Origin of the sequence: Stenotrophomonas mori, assembly GCF_023556335.1 — a bacterium.
Lineage (GTDB): Bacteria > Pseudomonadota > Gammaproteobacteria > Xanthomonadales > Xanthomonadaceae > Stenotrophomonas > Stenotrophomonas mori.
In genome coordinates this window covers 48,563-74,375 of sequence record NZ_JAIKTS010000002.1, presented here as the reverse complement: position 1 = coordinate 74,375, position 25,813 = coordinate 48,563, and the positions used below count along the sequence as shown (strand labels likewise).

At 70.9% G+C, this 25,813-nt stretch carries 27 protein-coding genes and 1 pseudogene; 13 read left to right on the top strand and 15 right to left on the bottom strand.

Annotation, left to right across the window (positions count from 1 at the left end; all coding sequences use genetic code 11):
- Positions 1-109 precede the first annotated feature (109 nt).
- The 5 genes from K5L01_RS07990 to K5L01_RS07970 form a co-directional block, all read right to left on the bottom strand.
- Positions 110-805, bottom strand: a complete 696-nt coding sequence (locus K5L01_RS07990; protein ID WP_250063661.1) for an HAD family hydrolase — start codon at positions 803-805, stop codon at positions 110-112.
- A gap of 42 nt (positions 806-847) precedes the next feature.
- Entirely contained in the window at positions 848-1,291 is a 444-nt protein-coding gene (locus K5L01_RS07985; RefSeq protein ID WP_250063659.1) for a protein sip-5, read from the bottom strand.
- Positions 1,288-1,797 (bottom strand): phage holin family protein, encoded by a 510-nt coding sequence (locus tag K5L01_RS07980; RefSeq protein WP_425603862.1) that lies wholly within the window; start codon positions 1,795-1,797, stop codon positions 1,288-1,290. The genes K5L01_RS07985 and K5L01_RS07980 overlap by 4 nt, the downstream gene beginning before the upstream one ends.
- A gap of 7 nt (positions 1,798-1,804) precedes the next feature.
- Positions 1,805-2,164 carry a hypothetical protein gene (locus K5L01_RS07975; RefSeq protein WP_250063657.1) on the bottom strand — a complete coding sequence of 120 codons (360 nt, stop codon included), beginning with the start codon at positions 2,162-2,164 and terminating at the stop codon, positions 1,805-1,807.
- 130 nt (positions 2,165-2,294) lie between these two features.
- The gene (locus K5L01_RS07970; protein ID WP_250063656.1) at positions 2,295-3,719 is read right to left on the bottom strand and encodes a Do family serine endopeptidase; all 1,425 of its coding nucleotides are present in this window, start codon (positions 3,717-3,719) and stop codon (positions 2,295-2,297) included.
- A 662-nt stretch (positions 3,720-4,381) separates the two neighbouring features.
- On the opposite strand from K5L01_RS07970, the pseudogene K5L01_RS07965 reads away from it, so the two are divergent.
- The 3 genes and pseudogenes from K5L01_RS07965 to K5L01_RS07955 all read left to right on the top strand — a co-directional run.
- A pseudogene (locus tag K5L01_RS07965) lies at positions 4,382-5,069 on the top strand (adenosylcobalamin-dependent ribonucleoside-diphosphate reductase); the annotation flags it as partial.
- Between the two features lie 121 nt (positions 5,070-5,190).
- Positions 5,191-6,006 (top strand): histone, encoded by an 816-nt coding sequence (locus K5L01_RS07960; protein ID WP_250063655.1) that lies wholly within the window; start codon positions 5,191-5,193, stop codon positions 6,004-6,006.
- Between the two features lie 76 nt (positions 6,007-6,082).
- Complete coding sequence (locus K5L01_RS07955) at positions 6,083-6,838, top strand: TSCPD domain-containing protein (protein WP_250063654.1); 756 nt, start codon at positions 6,083-6,085, stop codon at positions 6,836-6,838.
- Positions 6,839-7,005: 167 nt separating this feature from the next.
- On the opposite strand, the gene K5L01_RS07950 is transcribed toward K5L01_RS07955, so the two are convergent.
- A complete protein-coding gene (locus K5L01_RS07950; RefSeq protein WP_250063653.1) occupies positions 7,006-8,577 on the bottom strand; it encodes a sensor domain-containing diguanylate cyclase in 1,572 nt (523 codons plus the stop codon).
- 198 nt (positions 8,578-8,775) lie between these two features.
- On the opposite strand from K5L01_RS07950, the gene K5L01_RS07945 reads away from it, so the two are divergent.
- From K5L01_RS07945 to bioD, 4 genes are all read left to right on the top strand, one after another.
- Positions 8,776-9,051 (top strand): hypothetical protein, encoded by a 276-nt coding sequence (locus K5L01_RS07945; protein WP_250063651.1) that lies wholly within the window; start codon positions 8,776-8,778, stop codon positions 9,049-9,051.
- 43 nt (positions 9,052-9,094) lie between these two features.
- Complete coding sequence (locus K5L01_RS07940) at positions 9,095-9,628, top strand: DinB family protein (protein WP_250063648.1); 534 nt, start codon at positions 9,095-9,097, stop codon at positions 9,626-9,628.
- An 85-nt stretch (positions 9,629-9,713) separates the two neighbouring features.
- Positions 9,714-11,006, top strand: coding sequence for an adenosylmethionine--8-amino-7-oxononanoate transaminase (gene bioA, locus K5L01_RS07935; protein WP_250063646.1), 1,293 nt, complete (start codon positions 9,714-9,716; stop codon positions 11,004-11,006).
- Positions 11,003-11,653 (top strand): dethiobiotin synthase, encoded by a 651-nt coding sequence (bioD, locus tag K5L01_RS07930; RefSeq protein WP_336254090.1) that lies wholly within the window; start codon positions 11,003-11,005, stop codon positions 11,651-11,653. Before bioA ends, bioD begins: the two co-directional genes overlap by 4 nt.
- A 23-nt stretch (positions 11,654-11,676) precedes the next feature.
- On the opposite strand, the gene K5L01_RS07925 is transcribed toward bioD, so the two are convergent.
- From K5L01_RS07925 to K5L01_RS07915, 3 genes are all read right to left on the bottom strand, one after another.
- The gene (locus K5L01_RS07925; protein ID WP_250063644.1) at positions 11,677-11,808 is read right to left on the bottom strand and encodes a putative transporter small subunit; all 132 of its coding nucleotides are present in this window, start codon (positions 11,806-11,808) and stop codon (positions 11,677-11,679) included.
- Complete coding sequence (locus tag K5L01_RS07920) at positions 11,801-13,477, bottom strand: sodium:solute symporter family protein (protein ID WP_250063642.1); 1,677 nt, start codon at positions 13,475-13,477, stop codon at positions 11,801-11,803. Before K5L01_RS07920 ends, K5L01_RS07925 begins: the two co-directional genes overlap by 8 nt.
- 339 nt (positions 13,478-13,816) lie before the next feature.
- A complete protein-coding gene (locus K5L01_RS07915; RefSeq protein WP_250063640.1) occupies positions 13,817-16,156 on the bottom strand; it encodes a membrane-bound PQQ-dependent dehydrogenase, glucose/quinate/shikimate family in 2,340 nt (779 codons plus the stop codon).
- Between the two features lie 211 nt (positions 16,157-16,367).
- Here K5L01_RS07915 and K5L01_RS14895 point away from each other — a divergent pair, with 211 nt between their 5' ends.
- On the top strand, positions 16,368-16,496 hold the full coding sequence (locus K5L01_RS14895; RefSeq protein WP_272494136.1) for a hypothetical protein: 129 nt from the start codon (positions 16,368-16,370) through the stop codon (positions 16,494-16,496).
- 73 nt (positions 16,497-16,569) lie between these two features.
- Here the strand turns inward: K5L01_RS14895 and K5L01_RS07910 are convergent, their stop codons facing one another.
- A complete protein-coding gene (locus K5L01_RS07910) occupies positions 16,570-16,959 on the bottom strand; it encodes a DUF6165 family protein (RefSeq protein ID WP_250064144.1) in 390 nt (129 codons plus the stop codon).
- Between the two features lie 318 nt (positions 16,960-17,277).
- On the bottom strand, positions 17,278-17,478 hold the full coding sequence (locus tag K5L01_RS07905) for a heavy-metal-associated domain-containing protein (RefSeq protein WP_250063638.1): 201 nt from the start codon (positions 17,476-17,478) through the stop codon (positions 17,278-17,280).
- 147 nt (positions 17,479-17,625) lie between these two features.
- Between K5L01_RS07905 and K5L01_RS07900 the strand changes: the two genes are divergently transcribed.
- Complete coding sequence (locus K5L01_RS07900; RefSeq protein ID WP_250064143.1) at positions 17,626-20,115, top strand: heavy metal translocating P-type ATPase; 2,490 nt, start codon at positions 17,626-17,628, stop codon at positions 20,113-20,115.
- A gap of 25 nt (positions 20,116-20,140) precedes the next feature.
- Positions 20,141-20,620, top strand: coding sequence for a Cu(I)-responsive transcriptional regulator (gene cueR / locus K5L01_RS07895; protein WP_250063636.1), 480 nt, complete (start codon positions 20,141-20,143; stop codon positions 20,618-20,620).
- Positions 20,621-21,107: 487 nt separating this feature from the next.
- On the opposite strand, the gene K5L01_RS07890 is transcribed toward cueR, so the two are convergent.
- Positions 21,108-21,578 (bottom strand): YehS family protein, encoded by a 471-nt coding sequence (locus tag K5L01_RS07890; RefSeq protein ID WP_250063634.1) that lies wholly within the window; start codon positions 21,576-21,578, stop codon positions 21,108-21,110.
- Positions 21,579-21,685: 107 nt separating this feature from the next.
- On the opposite strand from K5L01_RS07890, the gene K5L01_RS07885 reads away from it, so the two are divergent.
- Both K5L01_RS07885 and K5L01_RS07880 read left to right on the top strand, forming a co-directional pair.
- Positions 21,686-22,732 (top strand): NAD(P)-dependent alcohol dehydrogenase, encoded by a 1,047-nt coding sequence (locus K5L01_RS07885; protein WP_250063632.1) that lies wholly within the window; start codon positions 21,686-21,688, stop codon positions 22,730-22,732.
- 46 nt (positions 22,733-22,778) lie between these two features.
- On the top strand, positions 22,779-23,102 hold the full coding sequence (locus K5L01_RS07880) for a DUF6122 family protein (RefSeq protein ID WP_250063630.1): 324 nt from the start codon (positions 22,779-22,781) through the stop codon (positions 23,100-23,102).
- A gap of 16 nt (positions 23,103-23,118) precedes the next feature.
- Here the strand turns inward: K5L01_RS07880 and K5L01_RS07875 are convergent, their stop codons facing one another.
- From K5L01_RS07875 to K5L01_RS07865, 3 genes are all read right to left on the bottom strand, one after another.
- Positions 23,119-23,556 carry a hypothetical protein gene (locus K5L01_RS07875; RefSeq protein WP_250063628.1) on the bottom strand — a complete coding sequence of 146 codons (438 nt, stop codon included), beginning with the start codon at positions 23,554-23,556 and terminating at the stop codon, positions 23,119-23,121.
- 97 nt (positions 23,557-23,653) lie between these two features.
- Complete coding sequence (locus K5L01_RS07870) at positions 23,654-24,865, bottom strand: NAD(P)/FAD-dependent oxidoreductase (RefSeq protein ID WP_250063625.1); 1,212 nt, start codon at positions 24,863-24,865, stop codon at positions 23,654-23,656.
- Between the two features lie 21 nt (positions 24,866-24,886).
- Positions 24,887-25,378: a lipocalin family protein gene (locus K5L01_RS07865; RefSeq protein WP_250063623.1), complete on the bottom strand. Its 492-nt coding sequence runs from the start codon at positions 25,376-25,378 to the stop codon at positions 24,887-24,889.
- Between the two features lie 118 nt (positions 25,379-25,496).
- Here K5L01_RS07865 and K5L01_RS07860 point away from each other — a divergent pair, with 118 nt between their 5' ends.
- Positions 25,497-25,745 carry a hypothetical protein gene (locus tag K5L01_RS07860; protein WP_250063621.1) on the top strand — a complete coding sequence of 83 codons (249 nt, stop codon included), beginning with the start codon at positions 25,497-25,499 and terminating at the stop codon, positions 25,743-25,745.
- The last annotated feature ends 68 nt before the right edge of the window (positions 25,746-25,813 follow it).

The following is a 25,813-nucleotide window of genomic DNA, read 5'->3' as shown; positions in this document are numbered from 1 at the left end:
GCGAGGGCCGCGAGATCACCCGCGGCGGCCGGCGATGCGAACGCCGGCACGACACCGCGGCCCCGGGGCGCGTTCCACTGCTCGATGCGGCCCGGTCCCGGCATGCGGCTCAGGCCCGCGCGTCCAGCCAGTCGGCCAGCCCGGCGAGGGTGTCGAACTGCAGGTCCGGCTGCAGCCCGGCATGCGGCCAGGCCTGTGCGTCGCGGTTGATCCAGCAGCCGCGCAGGCCGGCACGGATCGCGCCGGCCACGTCCATCTCGGCGTGGTCGCCCACGTGCAGGACCTGGCCGCGCTCGACGCCCAGGCGCTCGCAGGCGGCGTGGAAGATGCCCGGGTCGGGCTTGGCGGCACCGAACTCGCGCGAGCCGAGCTGGAAGGCGAACAGCTCGCCGATGCCGATGCGCTGCAGGTCGGCGTTGCCGTTGCTGACCGCGGCGACCGGCACGCGCGCGGCGATGCGGTGCAGTGCATCCAGTGCGTCCGGATAGAACTCGACCTGGTTGCGCGCGGCGTAGAACGCCTCGTAGGCCGGTTCCAGCAGCTCCATGCCGGCGCCGCTGTTCTGCAGTGCTTCGGTCAGGGTGAGGCGGCGCAGCGCGCTCAGGTCGTAATGCAGGTGCGGGTTGTCGTCGAAGGTGCGCACGCGCAGTTCGCGCATGGCCTCCACCGGGTACATCGCCGCGGTGGCGGGACTGTGGACGCGCATCCAGTCGTGCAGCACCTGGTCGATGCGGGCGCCGATGGGCGCGAACGGCCAGAGCGTGTCGTCCAGGTCGAGGGTGATGGCTAGGACAGGGAAGTTCACGCTGCCATTTTACGGCACCGGCCGCGGGGCTGCCGGTGCGGCTCAGGGTTCGGACAGTTCCGTGGCCGCTTCCGCGGGGCGCGGCGGTGCCGATGCGGCGGGTCCGGTATCCGTCGGCTCCGGCGTGTCGCCGGCCGCCTGCGCGGCCTCGCCGTCAGCCGCGGCGGTCGCGGCCGAGGCGGCCAGGCCGGCGGCGGCCGCCATCGCCGCCTCGCGCAGGGAGGCGATCGAGGCCTGCGCCGAGCTCACCAGCCCGGAGACCGAGCCCACCATCTGCAGCCAGCGTGCGCCGCTGAAGGCGCCGCCGGGTTCCAGCTTGCCGGCCAGGAAGCCGCCGGCCAGGCCGACGACCACGATGCGGCCCGGGGTCCAGCTGCGGCGCCAGGCGGTTTCCAGCGCATCCCAGTGCTGGACGGTTTCGTCCATGCGCCGTTCCACCACGGTCTCGGCGCGGCGCACACGGCGTTGCAGGGCGTCGAAGTTCATCGCGTCGCGCCTCCTTCCGGCGTGCCTGCATCCGGTTCGTCCTCGTCGTCCTCGTCCGTGCCCGCCTCGTCGAACAGGCCGAGCCGCGACAGCTGCCGCCGGGTCGCATGCATGCCGGTGTGGTGGAAGAAGAACGAGACCCGCCAGATCGCATAGGCGGTGACGCCCAGGCTGGCGAGCGAGGTGATCAGCAGCGACAGCAGCCAGGACAGCCCCAGGTAGTGCAGCAGCGCGATCAGCGTGGCCGCCAGCAGCAGCCAGGCCGAGGCGCCGAACACGATGGCCACCCCGCTCCAGGCCAGTGCGCGCCCGAAGGCGCTGCGCGCCAGTGCGAAGTCGCTGGAGGCGAGCCGCCGCAGCGAGCGCAGCGCAAGCCCGGCCGAGGCCAGCGTCTGCCGTCCGGCGCCGCCGACCTCGCGGATGCTTTCCTCCAGCCCCGGGGTCGCGCCGGTGTCGCCGCCGGCGCCGTCCTCGGCCGTGTCCGGCCTTGGCGTGTCCTCGCTCACGTTCCGGTCAATCGTTGCTGCGGGCGAGCTTGGCGATGATCCAGCCGGCGGCGAAGGCGACGCCGAACGACGCCAGCGGACGCTCGCGGATCAGGTCGGCGGCGCTGTCGACCAGGTCCTTGCCCTTGTCCATCAACGCATCCATCTGCTCCTTCGCGGCGGCCCCGCCCAGTTCGGCGGCGGCCAGGCCGGACAGCGCGCTGTCGGAGAGTTCGGCCTTCATGTTGGCCTTGCCCAGGCGCAGTTCGTCGCCGGCGGCGTCCGCGGCGCCCTTGACGGCGGAACCGGCGGCCTTGGCGGCCGACTTCAGGTGGGTGCCGGCGTCGCCCAGGTGTTCCTTCATGTTGTCGGTGTTGGTGGGGCTCATCGGGTGTCTCCTCAGGGGGTCCAGGGTCGGCGCCTTCGCATCGGCGCAGGGTGCAAGCAATACCAGCCGCCAGGTGTATGGCACGTCAGTGCCGGCGCGCGGCGGCGGCCGTGCGCGCCGGCGGGGTCGATCATCGCATCACCAGCTGCCCGGGTGCGTTGCCGCGCAGGATGCGCAGCACCAGCTGCTGCGGCCGGGCGTCGAAGCTCGCGCGCCAGCTGGCCAGGTCGACGAACTCGCCGCTGCTCGCGGCCAGCACGATGTCGCCGCTGGCCAGCCCGGACTGGGCGGCGCGGCTGCCACGTGCGACCTCGCTGACCAGCACGCCGTTGAGCCCGGCCTGGCGCAGCGATTCGGGCAGGTCGGCGAACGTGGCGCCGGCCAGCCGGGGGTCCAGGGTGTCGCCGCCGACCGCGCGCGGCTGCTCCTTGAGGGTGGCCTGGAGCTGCAGCGGCTTGCCGTCGCGGCGGACGTCGAGCTCCACGCGGCTGCCCACCGACGACAGGCCTTCGAAGTTGTGCAGGGCCTGCGCGTTGTCCACGCGCTGGCCGTTGAGCGCCAGCACCACGTCGCCGGCCTTGAGCCCGGCATCGGCGGCGCCGGAGCCGGCCAGCACGCGGGTGACCAGGGCGCCGCGCGCCTCGGCCAGGCCGAGGCCCTGGGCCAGCTGCGGGCTCAGGTTCTGGGTTTCCAGCCCGAGCGTGCCGCGGACCACCACGCCCTTGGTGACCAGCTGCTCGACGACGTCGCGCGCCAGGTTGGAGGGGATCGCCAGGCCCAGGCCGATGTTGCCGGCCATGCTGCCGCGCGGGTTGAAGCTGGCGGTGTTGATGCCCACCAGCTGCCCGGACAGGTTGACCAGCGCGCCGCCGGAGTTGCCGGGGTTGATCGAGGCATCGGTCTGGATGAAGTTCTGGAAGCCCAGCCCGCGGATGCCGCTGCGGCCGACCGCCGAGACGATGCCCGAGGTCACGGTCTGGCTGAAGCCGAACGGGTTGCCGATGGCGACCACGAAGTCGCCGACACGTAGCTGGTTGCTGTCGCCCAGCGGCAGCGCGGTGAGCTTGTCGGCCGGAATGCGGATCAGGGCGATGTCGGTGTCCGGGTCGGAGCCGAGGAACTCGGCCTTGACCGTGCGCCCGTCGGCCAGCGTCGCCTGCACGTCGTCGGCGTTGTCGATGACGTGGTGGTTGGTCAGCACGTAGCCCTTGTCGGCGTCGATGATCACCCCCGAGCCCAGCGACTCGTTGATGCGCTCCTGCGGCACCTGCGGGAACAGGCGGCGGAAGAACGGGTCGTCGAAGAACGGGTTGCGCACCCGGACCACCTGCTTGGTGTTGACGCTGACCACGGCCGGCATCGCCCGCTCCAGCATCGGCGCCAGCGACGGCACCGGCTGTCCGGCGACCACGGCCGGCAGTGCGGCGGTGGCGGGCACCACGGCGCTGGGCGCGGCCTCGGCGCGGTTGTCCAGGTGGGCATGGATGGCGCTGACGGTGAATCCGCCGAAGGCGGCGGCCAGGGCCAGGGTGAGCAGGGTGGGAAGCGGTCGCATAGGGGCCGAAGGTTCCAGGCTGGGACGCCGGCGCGGCGTCCGGGGGTGGGACGGGATGCTGAACGGGAGTGTGGCCGCACGCGCCTAAATCGACAATGAAACCCGCCGTACGCGGTCGTTCCGCGGCGCGTACCGGGGGCGGCGGACAGGGCCCTGCCGCGTTTGACATCACCCTTGCGGTGGGTAAGCTTGATCGGGCCATCAGCCACAAGATGTTGGGTTGATGTGAAGTGCGTCCCCAAGAGGTAGGGTTGAACCCCGGGGTGCGAACACCCCGCCGGAAGCCAGGCGATGACGACCGAAACGATGCGGACACTTCCCCCTCCGGCGGCGCCCACGGCGCCAGCCGGACGGTGCGTGGTGCCTCCTCGCCGCCGTATCCCGCCGGGAGCACGGTAACCCGCACCGCAAGGTGCGCAAGGAGAAATCCCGCGATCATGAGCACGGTGCGCCTGGAAGTGGTCAGCCATCCAACCCGTTCGGACCCCGTCCCCCTGCAGCCCGCCTCGCAGGACATCCGGGACACGAAGTACCGTCTCAAGACCAAGGCCGGTGAAGCGCTGGATGCCGACATCGACGGCACCTACCAGCGCGTGGCGCGTGCCCTGGCCGATGCCGAGGACAGCGACGAGAAGCGCGGCTACTGGTACGAGCGCTTCGTCAGCCGCTACATGCAGCGCATCGCGGCGGTGGCCCCGGAGCTGGTGGACGAGCTGGCCGAGACCGGGGCGCGCTTCACCCACCACAGCTCCATCGCGCCCACCGGCACCATCAGCCTGTCGCTGGCCAACAACGCCTCCAACGGCATCGAGCCGTCGTTCGCGCACCACTACAGCCGCAACGTGATCCGCGAGGGCAGGAAGAGCAAGGAGAAGGTGGACGTGTTCTCCTTCGAGCTGCTCGCCTACCGCGCCCTGGTCAATGCCGACGCGATGCCGTTCGCCGACGCCCCCGAGGCGCGCTTGCCGGACTATTTCATCGCCGCCGCCGACATCTCCCCGAAGGAGCACGTCGACGTTCAGGCGGCCGCGCAGAAGTGGGTGGACAGCTCGATCTCCAAGACCGCCAACGTGCCGACCGACTACCCGTACGAGGACTTCAAGGACATCTACCGCTACGCCCACCAGCAGGGCCTGAAGGGCTGCACCACCTTCCGCTTCAATCCGGCCGCCTTCCAGGGCGTGCTGGTCAAGGAAGCGGACCTGGAGAACACCACCTACCGCTTCGAGCTGGAGGGCGGCGAGGTGGGGGGAGGTCAAGGGCAACGAGCAGATCGAGTACGACGGCGAGATGCATACCGCCGCCAACCTGTTCGACGCACTCAAGGAAGACTACTACGGCAAGTTCTGACCCTGGCCCGGCCCTCGGCCGGGTCCCCTGCCGGCGGCGGAGGCCGCGCCATGTTCCCTGCTTCACCGGTTTGGATTTAGCATCGCCACTGTTACAGACCCGATGCCCTTAGGAGGGCTTTATGAGCAATGGTAATGGTGTGACAGCGACCGTTTCCCAGGTTGCCGAGAACATGAAGGAAACCGCGAGCCACCTGGGCGATTCGATTGCCGCCACCGCGGGCGATGCCGTTGCCGCGGTCAGGACCCGGGCAGGCAAGGTCGAGGCGGGCGCGAAGAAGCAGGCCGCCAAGGTGAAAAAGGTGGTGAAGAAGGCCGAGAAGGCCGTTGCCAAGAAGGCCGCCGCCGCCAAGAAGGAGGTCAAGAAGACCGTGTCCGGCGTGCGCCGCAAGCTGGAGGCCGCCAAGGCCAGCGCCGAGGCGGAAGCCGCAGCGCTGAAGAAGAAGGGCGCGGGCAAGCGGGCCGCCGCCAAGAAGGCCGTCGCCGGTGCCGGGAAGAAGGCGACCAAGAAGGCGACGGCGGTCCGCAAGGCCGCGACCAAGAAGGCCGCCACGGCGAAGAAGGCGGTGACGTCGGCCGGGAAGAAGGTGGCCAAGAAGGCGACGGCGGTCCGCAAGGCCGCGACCAAGAAGGCCGCCACGGCGAAGAAGGCGGTCAAGAAGGCCGAGAAAAAGGTAGCCAAGAAGGCGACGGCGGTCCGCAAGGCCGCGACCAAGAAGGCCGCCACGGCGAAGAAGGCGGTCAAGAAGGCCGAGAAGAAGGTAGCCAGGAAGGCGACGACGGCCCGCAAGGCCGTGGCCAAGAAGGCCACCACGGCGAAGAAGGCGGTCAAGAAGGCCGAGAAGAAGGTAGCCAAAAAGGCGACGACGGCCCGCAAGGCCGTGGCCAAGAAGGCCGCCACGGCGAAGAAGGCGGTCAAGAAGGCCGTCCGCAGGTAGGGCGTTCCCCGCGCCCCGCCCGGCGACGGGCGGGGCGCGGCATTCCGCATCGCAACGTACAACCAGGGCCCGCACCATGGCCGTCAAGATCGACAGGAAACTCAAGGGCTACGCTGTCATCACCCCGGCCGACAAGGCCCGGGAGGCGGCGGCCCCGGCGGCGGAGCGGGACGCCGCGGAGGACAGCAACATCGTGCACATGCACGAGCGCATCGAGCGCCCCGACGTGCTGGTCGGCAGTACCTACAAGATCAAGTCGCCGCTGGTGGAACATGCCTTCTACGTGACCATCAACGACATCGTGCTCAACGCCGGCACCGAGCACGAGCTGCGCCGTCCCTTCGAGATCTTCATCAACTCCAAGTCGATGGAGCATTTCCAGTGGATCGTGGCGCTGACCCGGATCATGTCCGCGGTGTTCCGCAAGGGCGGCGACGTCACCTTCATCGTCGACGAGATGAAGGCGGTGTTCGACCCCAAGGGCGGCTACTTCAAGGCCGGCGGGGTGTACATGCCCTCGCTGGTCGCCGAGCTGGGCTCCATCGTCGAAGACCACCTGACGTCGATCGGCCTGCTGCACGATCCGGAAATGAGTGCCCACCAGCGCGCGCTGGTCGCCGAGAAGCACAGGCAGTTCGAGGAGTGCTCAAAAACCCCCCCTGACGCGGTGGGCGTCCTCCCGGCCAGGCGCGGGGAAGACGTCGAGGTCACCGGCGAGGGTGCCCGCTTCCCGTCCAGCGCGGGCATGTGCCACACGTGCAGCACCAAGGCGCTGGTGATCCTGGACGGGTGCGAGACCTGCCTGAACTGCGGCTACAGCAAGTGCGGCTGAGGAACTGACGGCCCGCCACCGGAGGCCGCGGCCGGCCGTGCCACGGGCCGCAAGGTGCGGCCCCGGCCGTGCGCGGCGCCGTGTCCCGGGCGCCGCGATCGAGCAGCACGGAGGAGCGGCCGCCTGATACGGTTTCCAGCCCGCATGCCGGGCTCCCGCAGCCGCGCTCAGGAGGTCACCGGTACTTCCAGCACCACCCGGTTGCGGCCCGCGCGCTTGGCCGCGTACAGCCGTTCGTCGGCCTGCTTGAGCACGTCGGCGACCGCGGTGCCGTCCGCCGGCCAGGCCGCGACGCCGAGCGACACGGTGATGCGCCCGACCGGCGGCGTGTCCACCGCCGCCACCTGGCGGCGCAGGCGCTCGGCCAGCTGAGCGGCGCCGCTGGCGGTGGTGGCGGGCAGGACCATCAGGAACTCCTCGCCGCCGACCCGGCAGGGTACGTCGCCGGTGCGCGCCACCGCGCGCATGTGCGCGGCCAGCTGCTGCAGCACGCGGTCGCCGGCATCGTGGCCGTGGCCGTCGTTGACCGTCTTGAAGTGGTCGATGTCGAGGGAGACCACCGCGAACGGGGTGGCCGCGGCTTCCAGCGCCTGCAGCGTCGCCTGCAGCTGGCGGCGGTTGCCGAGCCGGGTCAACGGGTCGGTGCCCACGTCCTCGCGCAGCTTGGCGATGCTCTTCTGCAGCAGTCCGATGCCCAGCACCAGGGCCTTCTTCAGTTCGTGCGACTCGAAGTACCAGGACCGCACCGACTGGATCCGGTGGGCGGTTCCGGGCCGGTCCATGGCGCGGGCGCCTTCGGCGAGCAGGCGCAGCGGCCGCGAGATGTGCCGTGCGCTCCACCAGAGCACCAGCAGGGTGGCCAGCGCCAAGGGCAGCGTCTTGTGCAGGACCGTGCGCATCAGCGAGGTGAGCGGTGCCAGGGTCGCCTCGCGCGGGCGCTGGGCGATGATGCCCCAGCCGGTCGCGGGCACCGGGGCATAGCCGGCCAGCATGTCCACGCCCTTGCTGTTGACCACCAGTGCCCTGCCGCTGTGGCCGCCGGCCACCTCGTTGATGGCGGCGTTGTCGAGCACCACCACGCCCACGCGCGCGCTGTCGGGGTGGTAGATGATCTGCTTGTTGCCGTCGACCACGTAGAGGTAGGAACCGTCCTGGTAGAAATGCTGGCCGAGCAGGTGGTCCAGGAAGTTCTCCCGCTGCAGGTAGATGGCGCCGCCGATGGCACCGAGGAATTCGCCCTCCGGGGTGGTCACCGGCCAGGCCATCAACACGATGAAGTTGCCCGATACCGAGAGGAAGGGCTGGCTGATGAGCGGCTGGCGCGTGCGCAGCGTGGCCCGGACCGCGTCGCTGTCGAGCATCCTGCCCTGCAGCTTCAGCGTTTCCGGGGACGTGGCCAGCACCTTGCCGGTGTCATCGAAGATGGTGATGGAATTGAAGCTCCTGCTCATCAGCCGCAGGCGCGTGGCCTCCTCGCCCAGGCGCCGGGCATCGCCCATGTGCCCGACCAGCAACTGCGCGGTGTAGGACAGCTGCAGCTGCGCGGAGCGGATGAATTCATCGGTGCTGCTGGCCAGCTTGTTGGCGTAGGCATAGTTGCTCTCCAGCGTGTTGTCCATGAGCTGCTGGCGCTGCACTTCGTAGCTGGCATAGAAGGTGTTGGCGAACGGCACCAGGGCGCCGAGCAGGGTCAGCGCCAGGATCAGTTTCCGCAGGTCGAGGGTCGCGAGGGAAGCCATCTGCCGCCATGCCGGTGAGGTGGCGCCATTCTGACCGAATATCCGTCCGGAAACCCCGGCCGGGCGCGGTTCCGGGCGGGTCCGTCGGGCCGGGTCCGCACCGCTTTCGGAGGGCGGGTGCCTGAACCGGGGCGCCGCGATTGCGCTGGCCCTGTCCTTCGCGCAAGCTCTGTGCACCCTCGAACCAGGTGGCTTCCGATGCAAGAGAACATCCTCCAGATCATGCCCGCTGCCGGCTGGGTGGCGATCTTCGATGAAGGCGGCGAGGAAAGCGCCGAAGCGGTGGTGTGTTTCGCCCTGGTGGAGAGCGCGATGAAGCGCGAGGTGCGGGCGATGATCGCCGACGGACGGCAGATCGACTTCGCCGATGCACTGCCCAACTTCCTGCGCGTGCAGGAGCTGGACGCGTTCGACGAGGACGAGGAGGAAGACGAAGTGGACGAGGACGAAGACGACGAGGACGACGAGGAATGAGCGCGGCACGGCTCGCCGTGCCGGCTGCCGGGCGGGACCGTTGATGCCGGTGGCGGCCGGCAGTGGACAGGCGCTGTGCATCGATGCCTTCGCCTACAAGCGCTGGGCGATGCAGCGGACGCTGGCAGCGGTGCACGCGGTGGACGCGCAGGCCTTCCCGGCCAGTGTCGCCTTCGCGCGGCAGCAGCTGAACCACATCGCCCTCGTCGAGGCGCTGTTCCGGGCACGGCTGCTGGACGCACCGGCACCGCACGCCGCGACCAACAGTGCCGAGGTGCCGGCGCTGGCGGTACTGGCCGAGCGCCTGGTCGATTCGGACCGTTGGTACGCCGGCTACCTGGCGGCGCTGACGACCGCGCAATGGGATGCGCCGGTGCGGTTCCGGTTCGCCGACGGCCGCGACGGCTGCATGACCCGCGGCGAGATCCTGTTCCACATCCTCAACCACGCCACCTACCACCGCGGCGCCATCGGCCATGCGCTGGACCTGGCCGGCGTGGCGCACCCGGCCGACACCTACACGGTGTTCGTGCACGAAACCCAGCCGCAACGGCGCGGCGGCGTGCTGCCGGCCTGAGCTGAGCCTGCCCGGTGCCAAGCGCAGGACGACGCGGTAAGGTACGCGCCCGCAGGCCGCCCCGTCGGCGGCATCCGATACGCACATGCTGACTGACCCATTCGACAGGGAGCATCTCTGGCATCCCTATAGCGCGCTCGGCGCCTCCGTGGCGGCGCTGAAGGTGGCGCGTGCCGAGGGCGCGCTGCTGGAGCTGGCCGACGGCACGCAGCTGATCGACGGCATGGCCTCGTGGTGGTGCGCGATCCACGGCTACAACCATCCGGTCCTCAACCAGGCGGCGATCGACCAGCTCGGGCGCATGTCGCACGTGATGTTCGGCGGCCTCACCCACGAGCCGGCCATCGCCCTGGGCAGGCAGCTGCTGGCGATCGTGCCGCAGCCGCTGGATGCGCTCTTCTACGCCGACTCCGGTTCGGTGGCGGTGGAGGTGGCGCTGAAGATGGCCATCCAGTACCAGGCCGCCCGCGGCCGCCCGGGCCGGCACAACATCGCCACCACGCGGTCCGGCTACCACGGCGATACCTGGAACGCGATGTCGGTATGCGATCCGGTCACCGGCATGCACGGCCTGTTCGGCGCGGCGCTGCCGTCGCGCCGTTTCGTGCCCGCGCCGGCCACCCCGTTCGGCGGTACCTGGGAGGCAGCCGACATCGCGCCGGTCGAACGCCTGTTCGCCGAGCACGGCGATGAGCTGGCCGCCTTCATCATCGAGCCGGTGGTGCAGGGTGCCGGTGGCATGCGCTTCTACCATCCGCAGTACCTGCGCGAGCTGGCGCGGCTGTGCCGCGAGCACGACGTGCTGCTGATCTGCGACGAGATCGCCACCGGCTTCGGCCGCAGCGGTCGGCTGTTCGCCTGCGAGCATGCCGGCATCGCGCCGGACATCCTGTGCATCGGCAAGGCGCTGACCGGTGGCTACATGACCCTGGCGGTGACGCTCACCCGCCGCGACATCGCCGACACCATCGCCGCCGGCGACGCCGGCGTGTTCATGCACGGGCCGACCTTCATGGCCAATCCGCTGGCCTGCGCGGTCGCGCTCGCTTCCACGCAGCTGCTGCTGGCGCAGGACTGGCAGGGCAACGTGCAGCGCATCGAGCGCGGCCTGCGCGACGGGCTGGCGCCGGCGCGCGGCCTGGCGCAGGTCACCGACGTGCGCGTGCTCGGCGCCATCGGCGTGATCGAACTGGCCGCGCCGCTGCGCGCCGAACGTGTCCAGCAGCGCCTGCTGGATCGCGGGATCTGGATCCGCCCGTTCGGGCGGCTGGTGTACGTGATGCCGCCCTATGTCATCGACGACGGCCAGCTGCAGCGCCTGTGCGACGGCATGGTCGGGCTGGTCGCGGAGCTGCAGGCCGGGGACCTGCGCGGATGAGCGGCGAGGTGGTGTTCGTGAGCGGCATCGACACCGGGATCGGCAAGACCGTGGCGACCGGCTGGCTGGCGCGGCAGTGGATCGGGCAGGGCCGCCGGGTGATCACCCAGAAGCTGGTGCAGACCGGCTGTACCGGTGTCTCGGACGACATCCTCCTGCACCGGCGGCTGATGGGCGAGGGCCTGTTCGACGAGGACCGCGACGGCACCACCATGCCGGCGCTGTACGCCTATCCGGCCTCGCCGCACCTTGCGGCGGAGCTGGAAGGGCGCGCGCTGGACCTGGAGGCCATCGCCGTCGCGACCGCGCGCCTGCGCGCGCGGTACGACGCGGTGCTGGTGGAGGGAGCCGGCGGGCTGATGGTGCCGCTGACCCCGCAGCTGCTGTGCATCGACCATGTGGCCCGCCAGGGCTGGCCGGTGCTGCTGGTGACGTCGGGCCGGCTCGGCAGCATCAACCACACCTTGCTGTCCCTGGAAGCGCTCGCCGCGCGCGGCATCGGCCTGCACGGCGTCGCCTGGAACCTGCGCGACGACCGCGACGATCCGGTGATCGCCGCCGACAGCCGCGGCTTCCTGCGCCGTTGGACCGCGGCGCGGTTTCCGCTGGCGCACTGGTACGACGTGCCCGCGCTGGCCCTGGAGTGAGCCGGGCGGGCACGCGCCAGGGCTCAGACCATGTCTTCGCCGCGCCGCCGTGCGCGGCGGCTGTCGCGCCACACGCCGCGCACGATCAGGGCCAGCACCACGGCGACCACCGCCGGCCATACCAGGATGTAGGCGCTCACCAGTAGGTCATGCATGCGAGTTCTCCTTGTCGTCGTCGGCAGCGTCGGCGAACGTGGTCACCTGCTGCCGGATCCGGTTGAAATCGAAGTTCTGGCGGCTGCGCAGGCTCAGCGCGGTGCAGACCAGCATGCTGCTGCCATAGGCGGTGAGCGAACTCAGCAGCACCGGGTAGTCGCGCAGGAAGCCGTGCATGAACGGCAATGCGGCCAGGGTGCCGAGGCCGCCGACCACCAGCGCGCAGCGCAGGCCGAAGAAGCCGAAGCTCATCAGGCCCAGCACCACGCCGGCACCGACCGCGGCCAGGGCTTCGAACACCGCACCGCTCGCGCCGTGCAGCGGCACCAGGCCGAAGCGCGCGAGGATGAACAGCACCACGGCCACCAGCACCGACCAGTTGAAGGCGCTGCTGGTCACCCGCGGCCAGTAGAAGCTGGCGATCACCGGGAACACGATGGCACCCCACAGGGCACCGACGAACACCAGCATCGACAGGATGTCCAGCTGGAAGCTGGCGAACACCACGCCCAGCGTGGTGGCCACGATCATGGTGATGCGGCCTACCCACAGCATGCGCTCGGGCACCACCGGGCCGCGCGCCAGGTTGCGCGCGTAGACGTCGGTCATGACGATGGCGGCCAGCGCCGCCAGGTCCGAGTCGGCGGTGGAGGACAGCGAGCCGATCACCATCACGAAGAACACACCGACGAAGAACGGCGTCAGGTAGCTCGAGGCCATCTGCGGCAGCAGGTTGTTGTGGTCGCCATCCACCGGCACCACGCCCACCAGCAGCGCGATCAGGCCGATCATCCCCAGCCCGATCACGGTGGCGCCGTAGCCCACGGTGGCGGTGATGAAGGTCGGCTTGATCAGGTCCTCGCGCACCGCGAACAGGCGCTGGGCGATGGTCTGGTTGCCGATGGCGTAGGCCAGCACCGCGACGAAGAACGGTGCGCCCTGTTCCAGCACCGCGGTCCTGGACCACAGGCTGGCCTGTTCGCTGCTGAGCAGGCTCCAGCCGTCATGCACCATCTGCGTGCCGCCGGCGCCGAAGTACACCAGCGGGATGATCAGCGCGGCGGCGCCGAGCATCGCGATCACCTGCGCGAAATCGGTCAGTACCGACGCGCGGAAACCCGACCACAGCGTGTAGGCGAGCACGCCGATGCCGGCGATCAGCACGCCGGTCTGGAAGTCCAGCGGGGTGAGGATGGCCATCAGCGCGCCGGCGGCGGTGAAGTTGACCATCAGGCTGATGACGCTGCCGACCAGGTTGGAGCCGGCCAGGATCATCTGGCTGGTGCGGCCGTGGCGCGCCTGCATGACTTCGGCCAGCGTGTGCGCGTCCGGCGCCACGGCGCGGATGCGGCGTCCGAAGGGATAGATGAAAAGGATCATCAGCGCGCCCCACATGCCGTAGTGGAGCGGGCCGGAAATGCCGTACTTGTAGCCGGAGGTGGAGGCGGCGTAGAACGATGCGGCCCAGATCCAGGTGGCGGTCATGCTGGCGGTGGAGAGACCGAAGCCGACCTGGCTGTTGGAGGTCATGTAGCCGTCGACGCTTTCATCGCGGCGGCTGATGCGGATGGAGAGCCACAGGGTGCCGCCGTAGAACAGGACCAGCAGGGCGATCACGACCGGCATTGAAAGCTGGTGGAATGAAGCGAGATTGTCGATGGGTTCCAATGTTTCTCCCCGGTGCGTGGCCACAGGCCGACGGAATGGAGGCAGGGGCAAGCGCCTGCGGGCATCAACACCGCAGCCGTTGCCGTGCCGTCGAGGCAGCGCATGAAAGGGCGGAATCAATCATCGCCAGTGCGCTGAACAAGCGTCGGACCTTACCAAAAGCGGCAGGGAGGTTCCAGCGCGTGGCCGGTGCCGGCCTGCCGACCGGCACATCGCGACGGCCATGGCCGTGGTCGTCGCGGCATGTGGCGCAGGCCTGCATGCCGGTTCCCGCGGTGGCGTGCGCGGACCCGTATACCGGCCCGGGCACGGGCGTGTGGCGCCCGTGCGGCCGCTCCGTCAGTCGCTACCCGGCAGGGTGTAGGCCAGCACGTAATCGCCCGCGCGGGTACCGATCGACCCGTGGCCGCCGGCCACCAGCACCACCATCTGCCGGCCGCGGCTGTCCAGGTAGGTCATCGGCGTGGCCTGGCCGCCGGCGGGCAGGCGCACGTTCCACAGCAGCTTGCCGCTGTCCACGTCGTAGGCGCGGAAGTTGTCGTCGACGGCGGCGGCCAGGAACGCGACGCCCCCGGCAGTCAGCAATGGCCCGCCGATGCCCGGGACGCCCATGCGGATCGGCACCGGCAGCGGCGAGAGGTCGCGGATGGTGCCGTTGCGGTACTGGTAGGCGACCATGCCGGTGCGCAGGTCGGCCGCGGCGATGGTGCCCCAGGGCGGCGCCTGGCAGGGAACGCCCAGCGGCGACAGGAACGGTTTCAGTTCCACGGCGTAGTCGGCGCCCTTGTTCTCGTTCAGTCCATGCTCGCCGGTGTTCAGTGCCTGCCCTTCCAACTGCGTCTTGGGCACCAGGGTGGAGACGAAGGCGAGGTAGGTGGGCATGCCGAACATCGCCTGGCGCCGTGGATCCACCGCCACGCCGCCCCAGTTGAACGTGCCGAAGTTGCCCGGGTAGATCAGCGAGCCCTGCAGCGACGGTGGCGTGTAGCGGCCTTCGTAGCGCAGGCGGCGGAACTGGATCCGGCACAGCATCTGGTCGACCAGGCTGGCGCCCCACATGTCGGCTTCGCGCAGCGGTGGCGGTTCGAAGCTCAGCGCCGAATAGGGCTGATGCGTGGCCAGCCGCTGGCCGGGGATGTCGGTGCCCCGCGGCGCGGGGCGTTCGCCGATCGGCAGCAGCGCCTGGCCGGTGCGGCGGTCGAGCACGTAGACGTCGCCCTGCTTGGTCGGCACCACCAGGGCCGGCGTGCGCCCCTGCGGCAGGTCCAGGTCGAGCAGCGACGGCTGTGCCGGGGTGTCCATGTCCCACAGGTCGTGGTGCACGAACTGGTGCACCCAGCGCACCTGGCCGCTGGCCAGATCGAGCGCGACGACCGAGGACGCATAGGTCTCCTCGGCGCGGCTGCGGAACATGCCGAGCTGGTCCGGGGTGCGGTTGCCCATCGAGAAATAGGCCAGGCCCAATGCTTCGTCGGCGCTGGCCACCGCCCAACTGTTGGGCGAACTGGCGCTGTAGACCTGCCCGGGGTCGGCCGGGTCCAGCGGCGCGGTCCGGGTGGGATTGCCGGAATCCCAGTTCCACAGCAGCCGCCCGCTGCGCGCGTCGTAAGCGCGGATGACGCCGGACGGCGAATCGACGGCGTAGTTGTCGTTGACCGCGCCGGCCACGATCACCTTGTCGCCGGCCACCAGCGGCGGCGAGGTGGAGTAGTAGTAGCCGGGCTGCTTGAACGGCATGTTGTGGGTCAGGTCGATTGCACCGTGGTCGCCGAAATCCTCGCAGGGCTGTCCTGTGCGGGCGTCCAGGGCGTGCAGCCTGGCATCGGCGCTGGGCAGGAAGACGCGCGCGGCACAGGCGCGGCCGTCGGCGGACTCCGTCGCGGAGCCGGCATGCCAGGACAGGCCGCGGCAGGTCTGGTGCTGGCGCTGCGGTTCCATGCCCGCACCCGGGTCGAAGCGCCAGCGCACCTTGCCGGTATCGGCGTCCAGCGCCAGTGCCCAGCTGTGGGGCGTGCACAGGTAGAGGGTGTCGCCCACCTTCAGCGGCGTTGCCTCATAGGTGGTCTCGCCGACGTCGTCGGGCAGGCGCACGTCGCCGGTCTGCATCTGCCAGGCCAGCTGCAGGCGGCCGACGTTGGCCGCGGTGATCTGCTGCAGCGGCGAATAGCGCTGACCATGGGTGCTGCGGCCGTAGGCGGGCCATTCGCCGGGCGCCGGCGCGGTGGTGTCCGCGGGCGGGGCGGCGGATGGCGCGGCGGCCAGGCGGCCGCGGGTTTCGTGGGGGTGGCGGGCCATGCCGGCCAGCGCCACCACGCCCAGCAGCAGGCTCGTGCCGAGCACCGGCCAGCCGGCCGGGCCGGTGTAGCCGTAGGGGCGCGAACGGCGCGCCGCCGGCAGCGCCAGCAGCAGGCCGAGCAGCACCGGCAGGCCCAGCCGGGTCGCCAGCGGCCAGCCGTACAGGCCGGCCTCCCACAGCGACCAGGCCAGCAGTGCGAGCAGCCAGCCGGCATAGAGCCAGCTGCTCCAGCGGCGGTGGCGCCACAGGCCGCGGGCCACCAGCAGCAGGACCAGCCCGCTGAGAAGGTAGAAAGCGCTGCCGTGCAGCGCGAGCAGCATGCCGCCGCCGATCGTCAACGTCAGGCCGAGCAGCAGCAACAGGCACAGGGTCAACACCCGCATGGCGCACCCGCTATGGCATCGGAAGAATGCGGCCATGATGCCGGGCGCGATGTCTGCGGCGCGTCACGCCACGCTGCCGGCCGGGTGCGGCGGGACCGGCGCGGAAACCGGCGCCGGCTTGAAAAGCATCGCCGCTGCCGCGATATTGCCGGATCGAACAACGACAAAGAGAGGGCTTATGGAAGCCATCACGACTGGAATGGTCCAGTGCATGAAATGCCAGACGGTGTACCGGCCCGCGATCAAGGTGCTGGAGAGCGTGTGCCCGATGTGCCTGTCGATCAAGACCGCACCGGTGGCCGCCGAACCGGCGCGCGAGGCGCCGGCACCGCTGCGCTGAGTACACCGTCTTTTTGGGGAGCCACGGGCCAGGTCTTCGACCTGGCCTTTTCATTGCCCGGGTCGCCGCCGGCCTATTCGCCCTGGTACTGCTTTTCCTCGACCAGCGCCGAGCCGGCGATCCGGTTGATGGTGTTCTTGACCGCCACGCGTTCGCCGTTGGTGCCGTAGACACCGCGCGCCAGGGCGATGAACCCGGCATCGAAGGCCTGCGCCTGTTCCTTGGCGCGCAGCTGGTCCTGGATGTCCCACATGCGCTCGTTGATCGCCTTGAGCTGCTGCTTGAGCGCTTCCAGTTCGGGGCGTTCGGCCTGCTGCTGCAGCCAGAGCGGCCACAGGCCTTCCAACTCGGTGCGCACGTTGCCGCGCTTGCCTGCATCGTCGATGCGCTCGGCCTTGATTTCCAGGATGGTGATCTTGTCGATCAGCTCGCCGATCGATACCGGAGTGAGGATGGTCTGCACGCGACTGCCGCCGAAGTGGGAGGCCGCCATGATAGCGCCGGTGCTTGGCGCGTCGCCGCGGTGCCCGCGCACGAGGGCCATCTATCCATGGAGGGCGTGTGCGATGCCTGCGCGCCTGGGCCGCCGCCTGTCTGGTGCCGTGCTGTGGGGGGGCGCCGCCTGCGGTGCGGGCCCGGTGGAACTGCAGGCGGTCCGCGCGCCGCGGCCGGCTCGCCATCGGGCGGCCCCACGCGGCGGCCCCTGCGGCCGCGGCTGTGCGCCGCGGCGCCGGTGCCGGTGCCGGGCAATGCCCGGCGGGCCGTTCCGGGGCGGCCGGGGTCAGCCGTTGGCCGGCCGCGCGGGGAAGCCGGCTTCGTCCAGTGCCCGGGTGAAGCGCTCCACCGGCAGGGTCGAGGTGATGTTCACCTGCTTGGTGGGCAGTTCGATCTCGACCGACGCGGCGGCGTCGACGTCCTTGATGGTGGCGGTGACGCTGCGTGCGCAGCCACCGCAGGTCATGCCGTCGATATGCAGTTTCATGGCGGATCTCACGGGAAGGGAGGGGCAGTGTGGGGCTTGCCACGGTGGCAAGGTCAAGCGCGGCGGGCGATGATCCGGGGCGGTTGACCTTCCCCTCATGGGAAGCTTTAAGGTGCCGCCATCATGACAACCCCAGGTGAGCAGGCGATGACTCCCAAGCACCACGATTCCGCCCGCGACGGCGACCGGACCCAGGACCTGACGGTGCTGGGCATGACCTGCGCATCCTGCGTGGGCCGTGTCGAACGGGCCCTGGCCGCGGTGCCCGGCGTGGCCGCGGCCGCGGTGAACCTGGCCACCGGCCGGGCCACCGTGCAAGGTGCCGGCGTGGACCGCCGGGCGCTGGTCGCGGCGGTGGAGAAGGCCGGCTACGAGGTGCCGGCGCCGGCACCGTTCGAGCTGGGCATCGAGGGCATGACCTGCGCGTCCTGCGTCGGCCGTGTCGAGCGCGCCCTGGCCAAGGTCTCCGGTGTGCGCTCGGCCAGCGTCAACCTCGCCACCCACCGTGGCGTGGTGCAGGGCGACGCGGGCCTGGAGCCGGAGGCGCTGGTCGCCGCGGTCGCCAGGGTCGGCTACGCCGCGCGCCTGCTGGAGGCCGCCCGGGACGACGGTGACGATGCCCGCCGCCACGACGACGAGCTGCGCGGACTGCGGCGCGACCTGCTGCTGGCGGCGGGCCTGACCCTGCCGGTGTTCGTGCTGGAGATGGGCGCGCACCTGGTGCCGGCCTTCCACGCGGCGGTCGCCGCCACGCTGGGCACGCACAACAGCTGGCTGCTGCAGTTCGTGCTCACCACGCTGGTGTTGGCGTTCCCCGGGCGGCGCTTCTACCGCGCCGGGCTTCCCGCACTGCTGCGCGCGGCTCCGGACATGAACTCGCTGGTGGCCGTGGGCACGCTGGCCGCGTACGGCTATTCGCTGGTGGCGACCTTCCTGCCGCGACTGCTGCCGGCCGGTACGGTCAACGTCTACTACGAGGCCGCGGCGGTCATCGTGACGCTGATCCTTCTCGGGCGGATGCTCGAAGCGCGTGCCAAGGGCCGCACCTCCGAGGCGATCAAGCGCCTGCTCACGCTGCAGGCGAAGACCGCGCGCGTGCGCCGCGACGGTGGCGCGGTGGAGGTGCCGCTGGCGCAGGTGGCGCTGGACGACGTGGTGGACGTGCGCCCCGGCGAGCGCATCGCGGTGGACGGCGAAGTGGTCGATGGCGACAGCTACGTGGATGAATCGATGATCACCGGCGAGCCGGTGCCGGTGGCCAAGACGGCCGGGGCCCGGGTGGTGGGCGGCACCGTCAACCAGACCGGCACGCTAGGCGTGCGCGCCACCGCGGTCGGGGGCGCCACGGTGCTGGCGCAGATCATCCGCCTGGTGGAGCAGGCGCAGGGCGCCAAGCTGCCGATCCAGGGCCTGGTGGACCGCATCACGATGTGGTTCGTGCCGGTGGTGATGGCGCTGGCGCTGCTGACCTTCGCCGCCTGGTGGGTGTTCGGGCCCTCACCGGCGCTGACCTTCGCCCTGGTCAACGCGGTCGCGGTGCTGATCATCGCCTGCCCGTGCGCGATGGGCCTGGCGACCCCGACCTCGATCATGGTCGGCACCGGCCGTGGCGCCGAGCTGGGCGTCCTGTTCCGCAAGGGGGAGGCACTGCAACTGCTCAAGGAAGCGGCGGTGGTGGCGGTGGACAAGACCGGCACCCTGACCGAAGGCCGGCCGCTGCTGACCGACCTGCACCTGGCCGACGGCGTCGTCCGCGCCCGGGTGCTGGCCCTGGTGGCGGCGGTCGAGGACCGTTCCGAGCATCCCATCGCGCGGGCGATCGTCGCCGCGGCGACGGCGGAGAACCTGGTGCTGCCCGCGGCGGAGGCCTTCGAATCGGTCACCGGCCATGGCGTGCGTGCGCAGGTCGACGGCGTGCGCGTGGAGGTGGGCGCGGACCGTTTCATGCGTACGCTCGGCCTGGAAGTGGATGCCTTCGCCGCGGTCGCGCAGCGGCTGGGCGAGGAGGGCAAGACGCCGCTGTATGCCGCGCTGGACGGCCGCCTGGCGGCGATCATCGCCGTTTCCGATCCGATCAAGAGCGATACCGCGGCGGCCATCGCCCGCCTGCATGCGCTGGGCCTGAAGGTGGCGATGATCACCGGCGACAACCGCGCCACCGCCGGGGCCATCGCGCGCCAGCTGGGCATCGACGAGGTGGTGGCCGAGGTGCTGCCCGAGGGCAAGGTCGACGCGGTCGAACGGCTGAAGGCCGCGCATGGGCGCCTGGCCTATGTCGGCGACGGCATCAACGATGCGCCGGCGCTGGCCGCGGCCGATGTCGGCATGGCGATCGGCACCGGTACCGACGTGGCGATCGAGGCGGCCGACGTGGTGCTGATGTCCGGCAGCCTGCAGGGCGTGCCCGACGCCATCGCGCTGAGCAAGGCGACCATGCGCAACATCGGCCAAAACCTGTTCTGGGCGTTCGCCTACAACACCGCCTTGATCCCGGTGGCGGCGGGCGTGCTGTATCCGCTGTGGGGCGTGCTGCTGTCGCCGGTGTTCGCGGCCGGCGCGATGGCGCTGTCCTCGGTATTCGTACTCGGCAACGCGCTGCGGCTGCGGCGTTTCCAGCCACGGCCGGAGCGGGCCTGACGGAGGCATGGCGATGGAGGACGGCATGAACATCGGCCAGGCGGCCAGGGCCACCGGCATTTCCGCCAAGATGATCCGCTACTACGAGGACAGCGGCCTGATCGGTCCGGTGGCGCGCACCGGCGCCGGCTACCGCCTGTACGGTCCGCGCGACCTCCACACGCTGGGGTTCATCAAGCGCTCGCGCGACATGGGCTTCAGCGTGGAGCGCATCGGTGAGCTGCTGCAGCTGTGGCGCGACCGCACTCGGCACAGCGCCGACGTCAAGCGCATGGCGCTGGAACACGTGGCCGTGCTGACGCAGCGCATCGCCGAGCTGCAGGACATGGTGGCCACGGTCCAGGCCCTGGCCGAAGGCTGCGCGGGCGACGAGCGGCCGGACTGCCCGATCCTCAGCGACATCGCCAGCGGGGCGCCGATGCACCGTCCCCCGCAAGGGCGGCCGCTGCGGACCGGCACCGCGACAGCGCGCACCTGCCGGAAAGTGCCCGGGGCGGGCAGGTGACGGCGAACCGGAACCGGGGCATCAACGGCGACACCAAGATGGGCCACCACGGCGGCAAGGAGGGGGCGGCCGGCGCGCGTTCCAGCGGGTAAGCCGCCCACGGAGAGCAGCGGGCCAGGAAGCCGGCAGCGTCGGCGCCTGGCCGTGCGCCCGTGGTACGGGGCAGCGCATGGCGGGCAGCGGGATTTTATCGGGATCGCCCCAGCGGGGCGCGGCCCCGCTCTACAGGCGTGGCGGTTCGCGGCGGTTCTGTAGCGCCGGGCCTTGCCCGGCGGGATTTTCCCGGGACTGCTCCAGCGGGGGCGCGGCCCCGCTCTACAGGCGTGGCGGTTCGCGGGGGTTCTGTAGCGCCGGGCCTTGCCCGGCGGGGCTTTCCCGGGACTGCCCCAGCGGGGCATGGCCCCGCTCTACAGGCGTGGCGGTTCGCGGCGGTTCTGTAGCGCCGGGCCCTGCCCGGCGGGGCGTTCGCGGTACTGCGCCGGCGGGGTTACGGCGTGCGCAGGCGCGTGGTCAGGCCCTTGAGGAAATTACGCAGCAGCTGGTCGCCGCAGGGGCGGTAGTTCTTGTGGTCCGGCTGGCGGAACAGCGCCGACAGCTCCGGCTTGGACAGCGGGAAGCCGGCGGCGTCGAAGATCGCATGCATGTCCACGTCCTTGAGCTGGAAGGCCACGCGCAGCTTCTTCAGGACCAGGTTGTTGGTGATGCGGGCTTCCGGTGCGCGCTGCGGCTGCGCGTCGTCGCGGCCGCGGCAGTGCAGGATCAGGCCGTCGAGGACGCGCGCCAGCACCGCGTCGGGGCAGGCCACGAACAGCGGTTCGTCGTCGCGGCGCAGGAAGTCGTGCACCTGCGCCGGGTCCACGTCGAACGCGGGATCGGCCAGGTGCACCAGTTCCACCACATGCTTGTCGCCCAGGTCCAGCATGTAGCGGAGGCTGCGCAGGACATCGTTGTTGATCATCACCACTCCGGAACGGCCGTGGCGCGATGGCCCGGCGGCCGCACAGTGTAACGCCGGCGGTCGCCGCCGCCCGCTACAATCGGCGGCGAGCCTACCGGGACGCCCCCATGCACACTCCTGCCTATGCCGCGCTTTCGGCCGGTGCGCCGTTGCAGCCCCTGGCCATCGCGCGCCGTGCGCCGCGCCCGCACGATGTGGTGATCGACATCCTCTACTGCGGTGTCTGCCACTCGGACCTGCACCAGGTGCGCAACGACTGGGGCGGTGCCCGCTACCCGATGGTGCCCGGGCACGAGATCATCGGCCGGGTCGCCGCGGTGGGCAGCGCGGTCGCGGGCCTGAAGGTGGGCGATCCGGTCGGGGTGGGCTGCATGGTCGACAGCTGCCAGGCATGCGACCAGTGCGGCCACGGCGAGGAGCAGTTCTGCCGGCAGGGCCCGACCATGACCTACAACGGCCGCGACCGCCTCAGTGGCGAAACCACCCAGGGCGGGTACTCGCGGCGGATCGTGGTGCACGAGGCGTTCGCCATCGGCCTGTCGCCGGCGCTGGACCTGGCGCGCGCGGCGCCGCTGCTGTGCGCGGGCATCACCACCTGGTCGCCGCTGCGCCAGCACCGTGCCGGGCCCGGCACCCGGCTGGGCGTGGTCGGGCTGGGCGGATTGGGACACATGGCGGTCAAGCTCGGGGTGGCGCTGGGCTGCGAGGTGACCCTGGTGACCGGCAGCGCCGCCAAGGCCGACGACGCGCTGGCCCTCGGTGCGCACCGGGTCCTGTTGTCGCGCGATGCGGTGGCGATGAAGGCGGCCGCCGCGTCGATGGACCTGATCATCGATACGGTGCCGGTGGCGCACGACCTGGACCCCTATGTACGGCTGCTGGATGTCGCCGGGCAGCTGGTGGTGGTCGGTGCGCTGGAATCGATGCCGGTCAATGCCGCCTCGCTGATGCGCGGTCGCCGCCAGGTGTCCGGTTCGCTGATCGGCGGCATCGCGCAGACCCGCGAGCTGCTGGCGTTCTGCGCCGAACGCGAGGTCTACCCGGCGTGCGAGTCGATTCCGATCCAGCAGATCGACGAGGCGTTCGCGCGGATGGAACGCGCGGACGTGAAGTACCGCTTCGTGATCGACATGGCGTCGCTGGCGGATGCGTAGCCGGCCGGTGCGCGGGGTTCCGCCGCGCCGGACGCGCTGAGCGGGCATGGGCCTGCGCGCGGTCCTGCATCTGTGCCTGCATGCGGCAGTGCCGGCACTGCTGGCCTGGCTGTTCTGGCGGCCGCGCTTCGCGCGCGCCTGGCTGTGCCTGCTGCTGGGCTGGGTGATCGACCTGGACCACCTGCTGGCCGACCCGGTGTATGCGCCGGACCGCTGCAGCATCGGCTTCCATCCGCTGCACACCGCGCCGGCGGCCGCCGTCTACGCGGGCCTGCTGCTGCCGCGCCGCACCCGGCTGTTCGGCATCGGCCTGCTGCTGCATCTTGCGCTCGACGCCATCGACTGCGCCTGGATGCGCTGCGGCGGCTGACGCCCGCCGCCCCGGCTCACCAGCCGCCGTACCAGGGACCCGGGCCGTAGCCGAACGGGCCGGCGCCCTTGCCCTGGCTGACGTGGATGTTCAGGTCCACGCGCCGGGTCTTGCCTTCGTCGGTGTTGTAGCTCTTGCCGAGGTTGATGTTGGCCGAACTCCAGTGGCTGTTGCCGAAGGCCTTGGAGTAACCGATGCCGGTGCTCAGCGTGCCGTGCACCTGCAGCTTGTCGTCGACCATCGTCGCGGCTGCGGCGTCGCTGCGCGGCGCCGGGCCGCTGTGGTCGCCGTAATAGGTACCCGGGGCATCGGCCTGGTAGGACGGATCGTTGAGATAGTGCAGCGGCGCCTGCGGCACGCTCAGGTCCAGCGACCCCGGCGTGCTGCCGGCCGGCTGCGCCGTCGCCAGGGCCGGCGCCAGCAGGCAGACAAGGATCATGGGGAACCGGTTCATCGCGCTGGCGCTCCTGGCTGGGGCCGTCATCGTGGCAGGGGGGACACGCCGACGCTAGCGCGGCGGCGGTGAACCCGGGCTGTCGTGGCCGGCGCGTTCAGTCCAGGCGCGAGAACCCGAACAGCGCCGCCAGCGGGTGCGGCCGCCGTTCCAGCGTGGCCCGCAGCAGCCCGGCGCCGAGCATCGAATAGGTGATGCCGTTGCCGCCGTAGGCCATGGCGAACAGCACCCGCGGCCCCCAGTGCGGGTGGGCGCCGAAGAACGGCAGGCCGTCGGCGGTTTCGGCGAAGGTGCCGGCCCAGGCGAAAGCCGGCACCAGCGGCAGGTCCGGGAACAGCTGCCGGACCTTGGCGACCAGGCGCTGCGCCTTGCGGTCCACCCGCGCGTCGCGGCGCGCCGGCAGGTCCACGGCATCGTCCTCGCCGCCGACCAGCAGGCGCCGGTCGGCGGTGCTGCGCAGGTACAGGTAGGGCCGCGCGGACTCCCAGAGCATGGTGCGGCGCAACGGTCCCAGTGCCGCGGCGGGCAACGGGTCGGTGACGAATGCGTAGCTGCTGCGGTTGCGGGCGACCCGCGTGTCGATCCAGCGCTCGCCGGCGTAGCCGGCGGCCATCACCACGTGGCCACAGTGCACGGGCAGGCCGTCGCTGGTGACCGCGAGGATGCCGCCGCGGGCCGGTTGCAGGCGGGCGATGGTGGTGCGGTCGAACACCTGGCCGCCGTTCCTGCACACCCGCCGCAGCAGGCGATGGGTCATGCGGTACGGGTCCAGGCTGGCGGCCAGGTCGCTGAGCAGGGCCGCCGGCGCCTGGAAACCGTAGGCGGCGCGGATGGCGTCCGGCTCCAGCCAGTGCACCGCGAAGCCGTGCTTGCGGCGCAGGGCATATTCGGCATGCAGGACGGCGCGGTGGCGCGCGTGGCTGGCGTAGTAGAGGCTGTCGCCGCGGCGGAAATCGACGCCGCGCACGTCCGCCGCGCGATCCTGCAGCTGCAGGATCGCTTCGGCGCAGGCGCGGTAGGCGAGCACCGCGGCGTCCTCGCCGTAACGCCGGGCGAGCACCACCATGTGGGTGTCGATCTCGTACTGCAGCAGCGCGGTGCTGGCCGCGCTGGAGCCCCAGCCGATGTCGCGCTGTTCCACCACCGCGACGCCATGGCCATGGCGGGCCAGGTCGTCGGCGATCAGGGCGCCGGTGATGCCGCCGCCGACCACCAGCACCTCGCAGCGCAACGGCGCATGCAGCGGGGGATAGGCGTGCATCAGCCCGTTCCTGATCGCCCAGAACGGGTAGCCGCTCTTCAGGTCCATGGGTGCGCCCGGGGGTGCCGGTCAGGCCGTCGGCCGGCCGGTGTGCGGGGTGTGGATCAGATGCTGCACGTCGAAGCCCTGCTGGCGCGCGTAGGCGATGTAGTGCTGGCGGGGGGCCTCGTCCATGTGCGGCGTGCGCGCCAGCAGCCACAGATAGGCGCGGTCCGGACTGCCGACCAGGGCCGTGGTGTAGCCGCTGTCCACCAGGATCACCCAGTAGTCGCCGCGGGTGAACGGGATCCAGCGCAGGCCCTCGGGCAGGAAGCTCACTTCCAGCCGGCTGTTGGAGGCGTCCACCGCCCGGGCCTGGCCGATGGCCTCTTCCAGGCGGCCGTCGCGGAGGCAGCGGTTGTGCACGCGGATGCCGCCGTCCTCGTCCAGGCTGTAGTGCGCGCTGACGTCGGTGGCGTCCTCGGGCTCGTGGCGCATCGGCAGGCGGTCGATCTCGTACCAGGTGCCGAGATAGCGTGGCAGGTCGAGGTGGGCGACGGTGGGCAGGGGGGGATGGGACATGGAGACTCCCGGGAGGATGGACGGCCGAGCTATAGGCCAGCGGCCGTGAATGCGACGTGCCCATGCACGCGGCGTCCATGCTTGCGCTAGGCTTGCAGGCCCGCACCGGGAGAGGCCGATGTTCGTCGTGATTCTTCTGCAGGACCCGCAGCGCCATGCGCGCGAACGCTGGGAGGAGGTTCCAGACCTGGTGGAATACCAGGGAGGCAGCTATTCGCTGCGCGCCGGGCCGCGGCAGCCGCTGCCGACCGACCGCGACTGGGAGCCGGTGGCGGTATACGCGCCCGACGAGCTGAGCGAGGAAGAGTTCCAGGAGCTGTACGCGCTGCATCGCGCGCAGGTGCCCGAGCTCGGGTTGAAGTACTGAGCGTTGCCGGCGCCCGGCGGTGCGCCGGGGCACCTGTCGCTCCGGGATGCGCACGGCTTGGCAGAGCG

Coding starts and splice junctions, on each gene's coding strand:
- K5L01_RS07985 (WP_250063659.1), bottom strand. CDS start 1,291: ATGAACTTCGACGCCCTGCAACGCCGTGTGCGCCGCGCCGAGACCGTG.
- K5L01_RS07975 (WP_250063657.1), bottom strand. CDS start 2,164: ATGAGCCCCACCAACACCGACAACATGAAGGAACACCTGGGCGACGCC.
- K5L01_RS07970 (WP_250063656.1), bottom strand. CDS start 3,719: ATGCGACCGCTTCCCACCCTGCTCACCCTGGCCCTGGCCGCCGCCTTC.
- K5L01_RS07960 (WP_250063655.1), top strand. CDS start 5,191: ATGAGCAATGGTAATGGTGTGACAGCGACCGTTTCCCAGGTTGCCGAG.
- K5L01_RS07955 (WP_250063654.1), top strand. CDS start 6,083: ATGGCCGTCAAGATCGACAGGAAACTCAAGGGCTACGCTGTCATCACC.
- K5L01_RS07950 (WP_250063653.1), bottom strand. CDS start 8,577: ATGGCTTCCCTCGCGACCCTCGACCTGCGGAAACTGATCCTGGCGCTG.
- K5L01_RS07945 (WP_250063651.1), top strand. CDS start 8,776: ATGCAAGAGAACATCCTCCAGATCATGCCCGCTGCCGGCTGGGTGGCG.
- K5L01_RS07940 (WP_250063648.1), top strand. CDS start 9,095: ATGCCGGTGGCGGCCGGCAGTGGACAGGCGCTGTGCATCGATGCCTTC.
- bioA (WP_250063646.1), top strand. CDS start 9,714: ATGCTGACTGACCCATTCGACAGGGAGCATCTCTGGCATCCCTATAGC.
- bioD (WP_336254090.1), top strand. CDS start 11,003: ATGAGCGGCGAGGTGGTGTTCGTGAGCGGCATCGACACCGGGATCGGC.
- K5L01_RS07925 (WP_250063644.1), bottom strand. CDS start 11,808: ATGCATGACCTACTGGTGAGCGCCTACATCCTGGTATGGCCGGCGGTG.
- K5L01_RS07915 (WP_250063640.1), bottom strand. CDS start 16,156: ATGCGGGTGTTGACCCTGTGCCTGTTGCTGCTGCTCGGCCTGACGTTG.
- K5L01_RS14895 (WP_272494136.1), top strand. CDS start 16,368: ATGAAATGCCAGACGGTGTACCGGCCCGCGATCAAGGTGCTGGAGAGC.
- K5L01_RS07905 (WP_250063638.1), bottom strand. CDS start 17,478: ATGAAACTGCATATCGACGGCATGACCTGCGGTGGCTGCGCACGCAGC.
- K5L01_RS07900 (WP_250064143.1), top strand. CDS start 17,626: ATGACTCCCAAGCACCACGATTCCGCCCGCGACGGCGACCGGACCCAG.
- cueR (WP_250063636.1), top strand. CDS start 20,141: ATGAACATCGGCCAGGCGGCCAGGGCCACCGGCATTTCCGCCAAGATG.
- K5L01_RS07890 (WP_250063634.1), bottom strand. CDS start 21,578: ATGATCAACAACGATGTCCTGCGCAGCCTCCGCTACATGCTGGACCTG.
- K5L01_RS07885 (WP_250063632.1), top strand. CDS start 21,686: ATGCACACTCCTGCCTATGCCGCGCTTTCGGCCGGTGCGCCGTTGCAG.
- K5L01_RS07880 (WP_250063630.1), top strand. CDS start 22,779: ATGGGCCTGCGCGCGGTCCTGCATCTGTGCCTGCATGCGGCAGTGCCG.
- K5L01_RS07875 (WP_250063628.1), bottom strand. CDS start 23,556: ATGAACCGGTTCCCCATGATCCTTGTCTGCCTGCTGGCGCCGGCCCTG.
- K5L01_RS07870 (WP_250063625.1), bottom strand. CDS start 24,865: ATGGACCTGAAGAGCGGCTACCCGTTCTGGGCGATCAGGAACGGGCTG.
- K5L01_RS07865 (WP_250063623.1), bottom strand. CDS start 25,378: ATGTCCCATCCCCCCCTGCCCACCGTCGCCCACCTCGACCTGCCACGC.
- K5L01_RS07860 (WP_250063621.1), top strand. CDS start 25,497: ATGTTCGTCGTGATTCTTCTGCAGGACCCGCAGCGCCATGCGCGCGAA.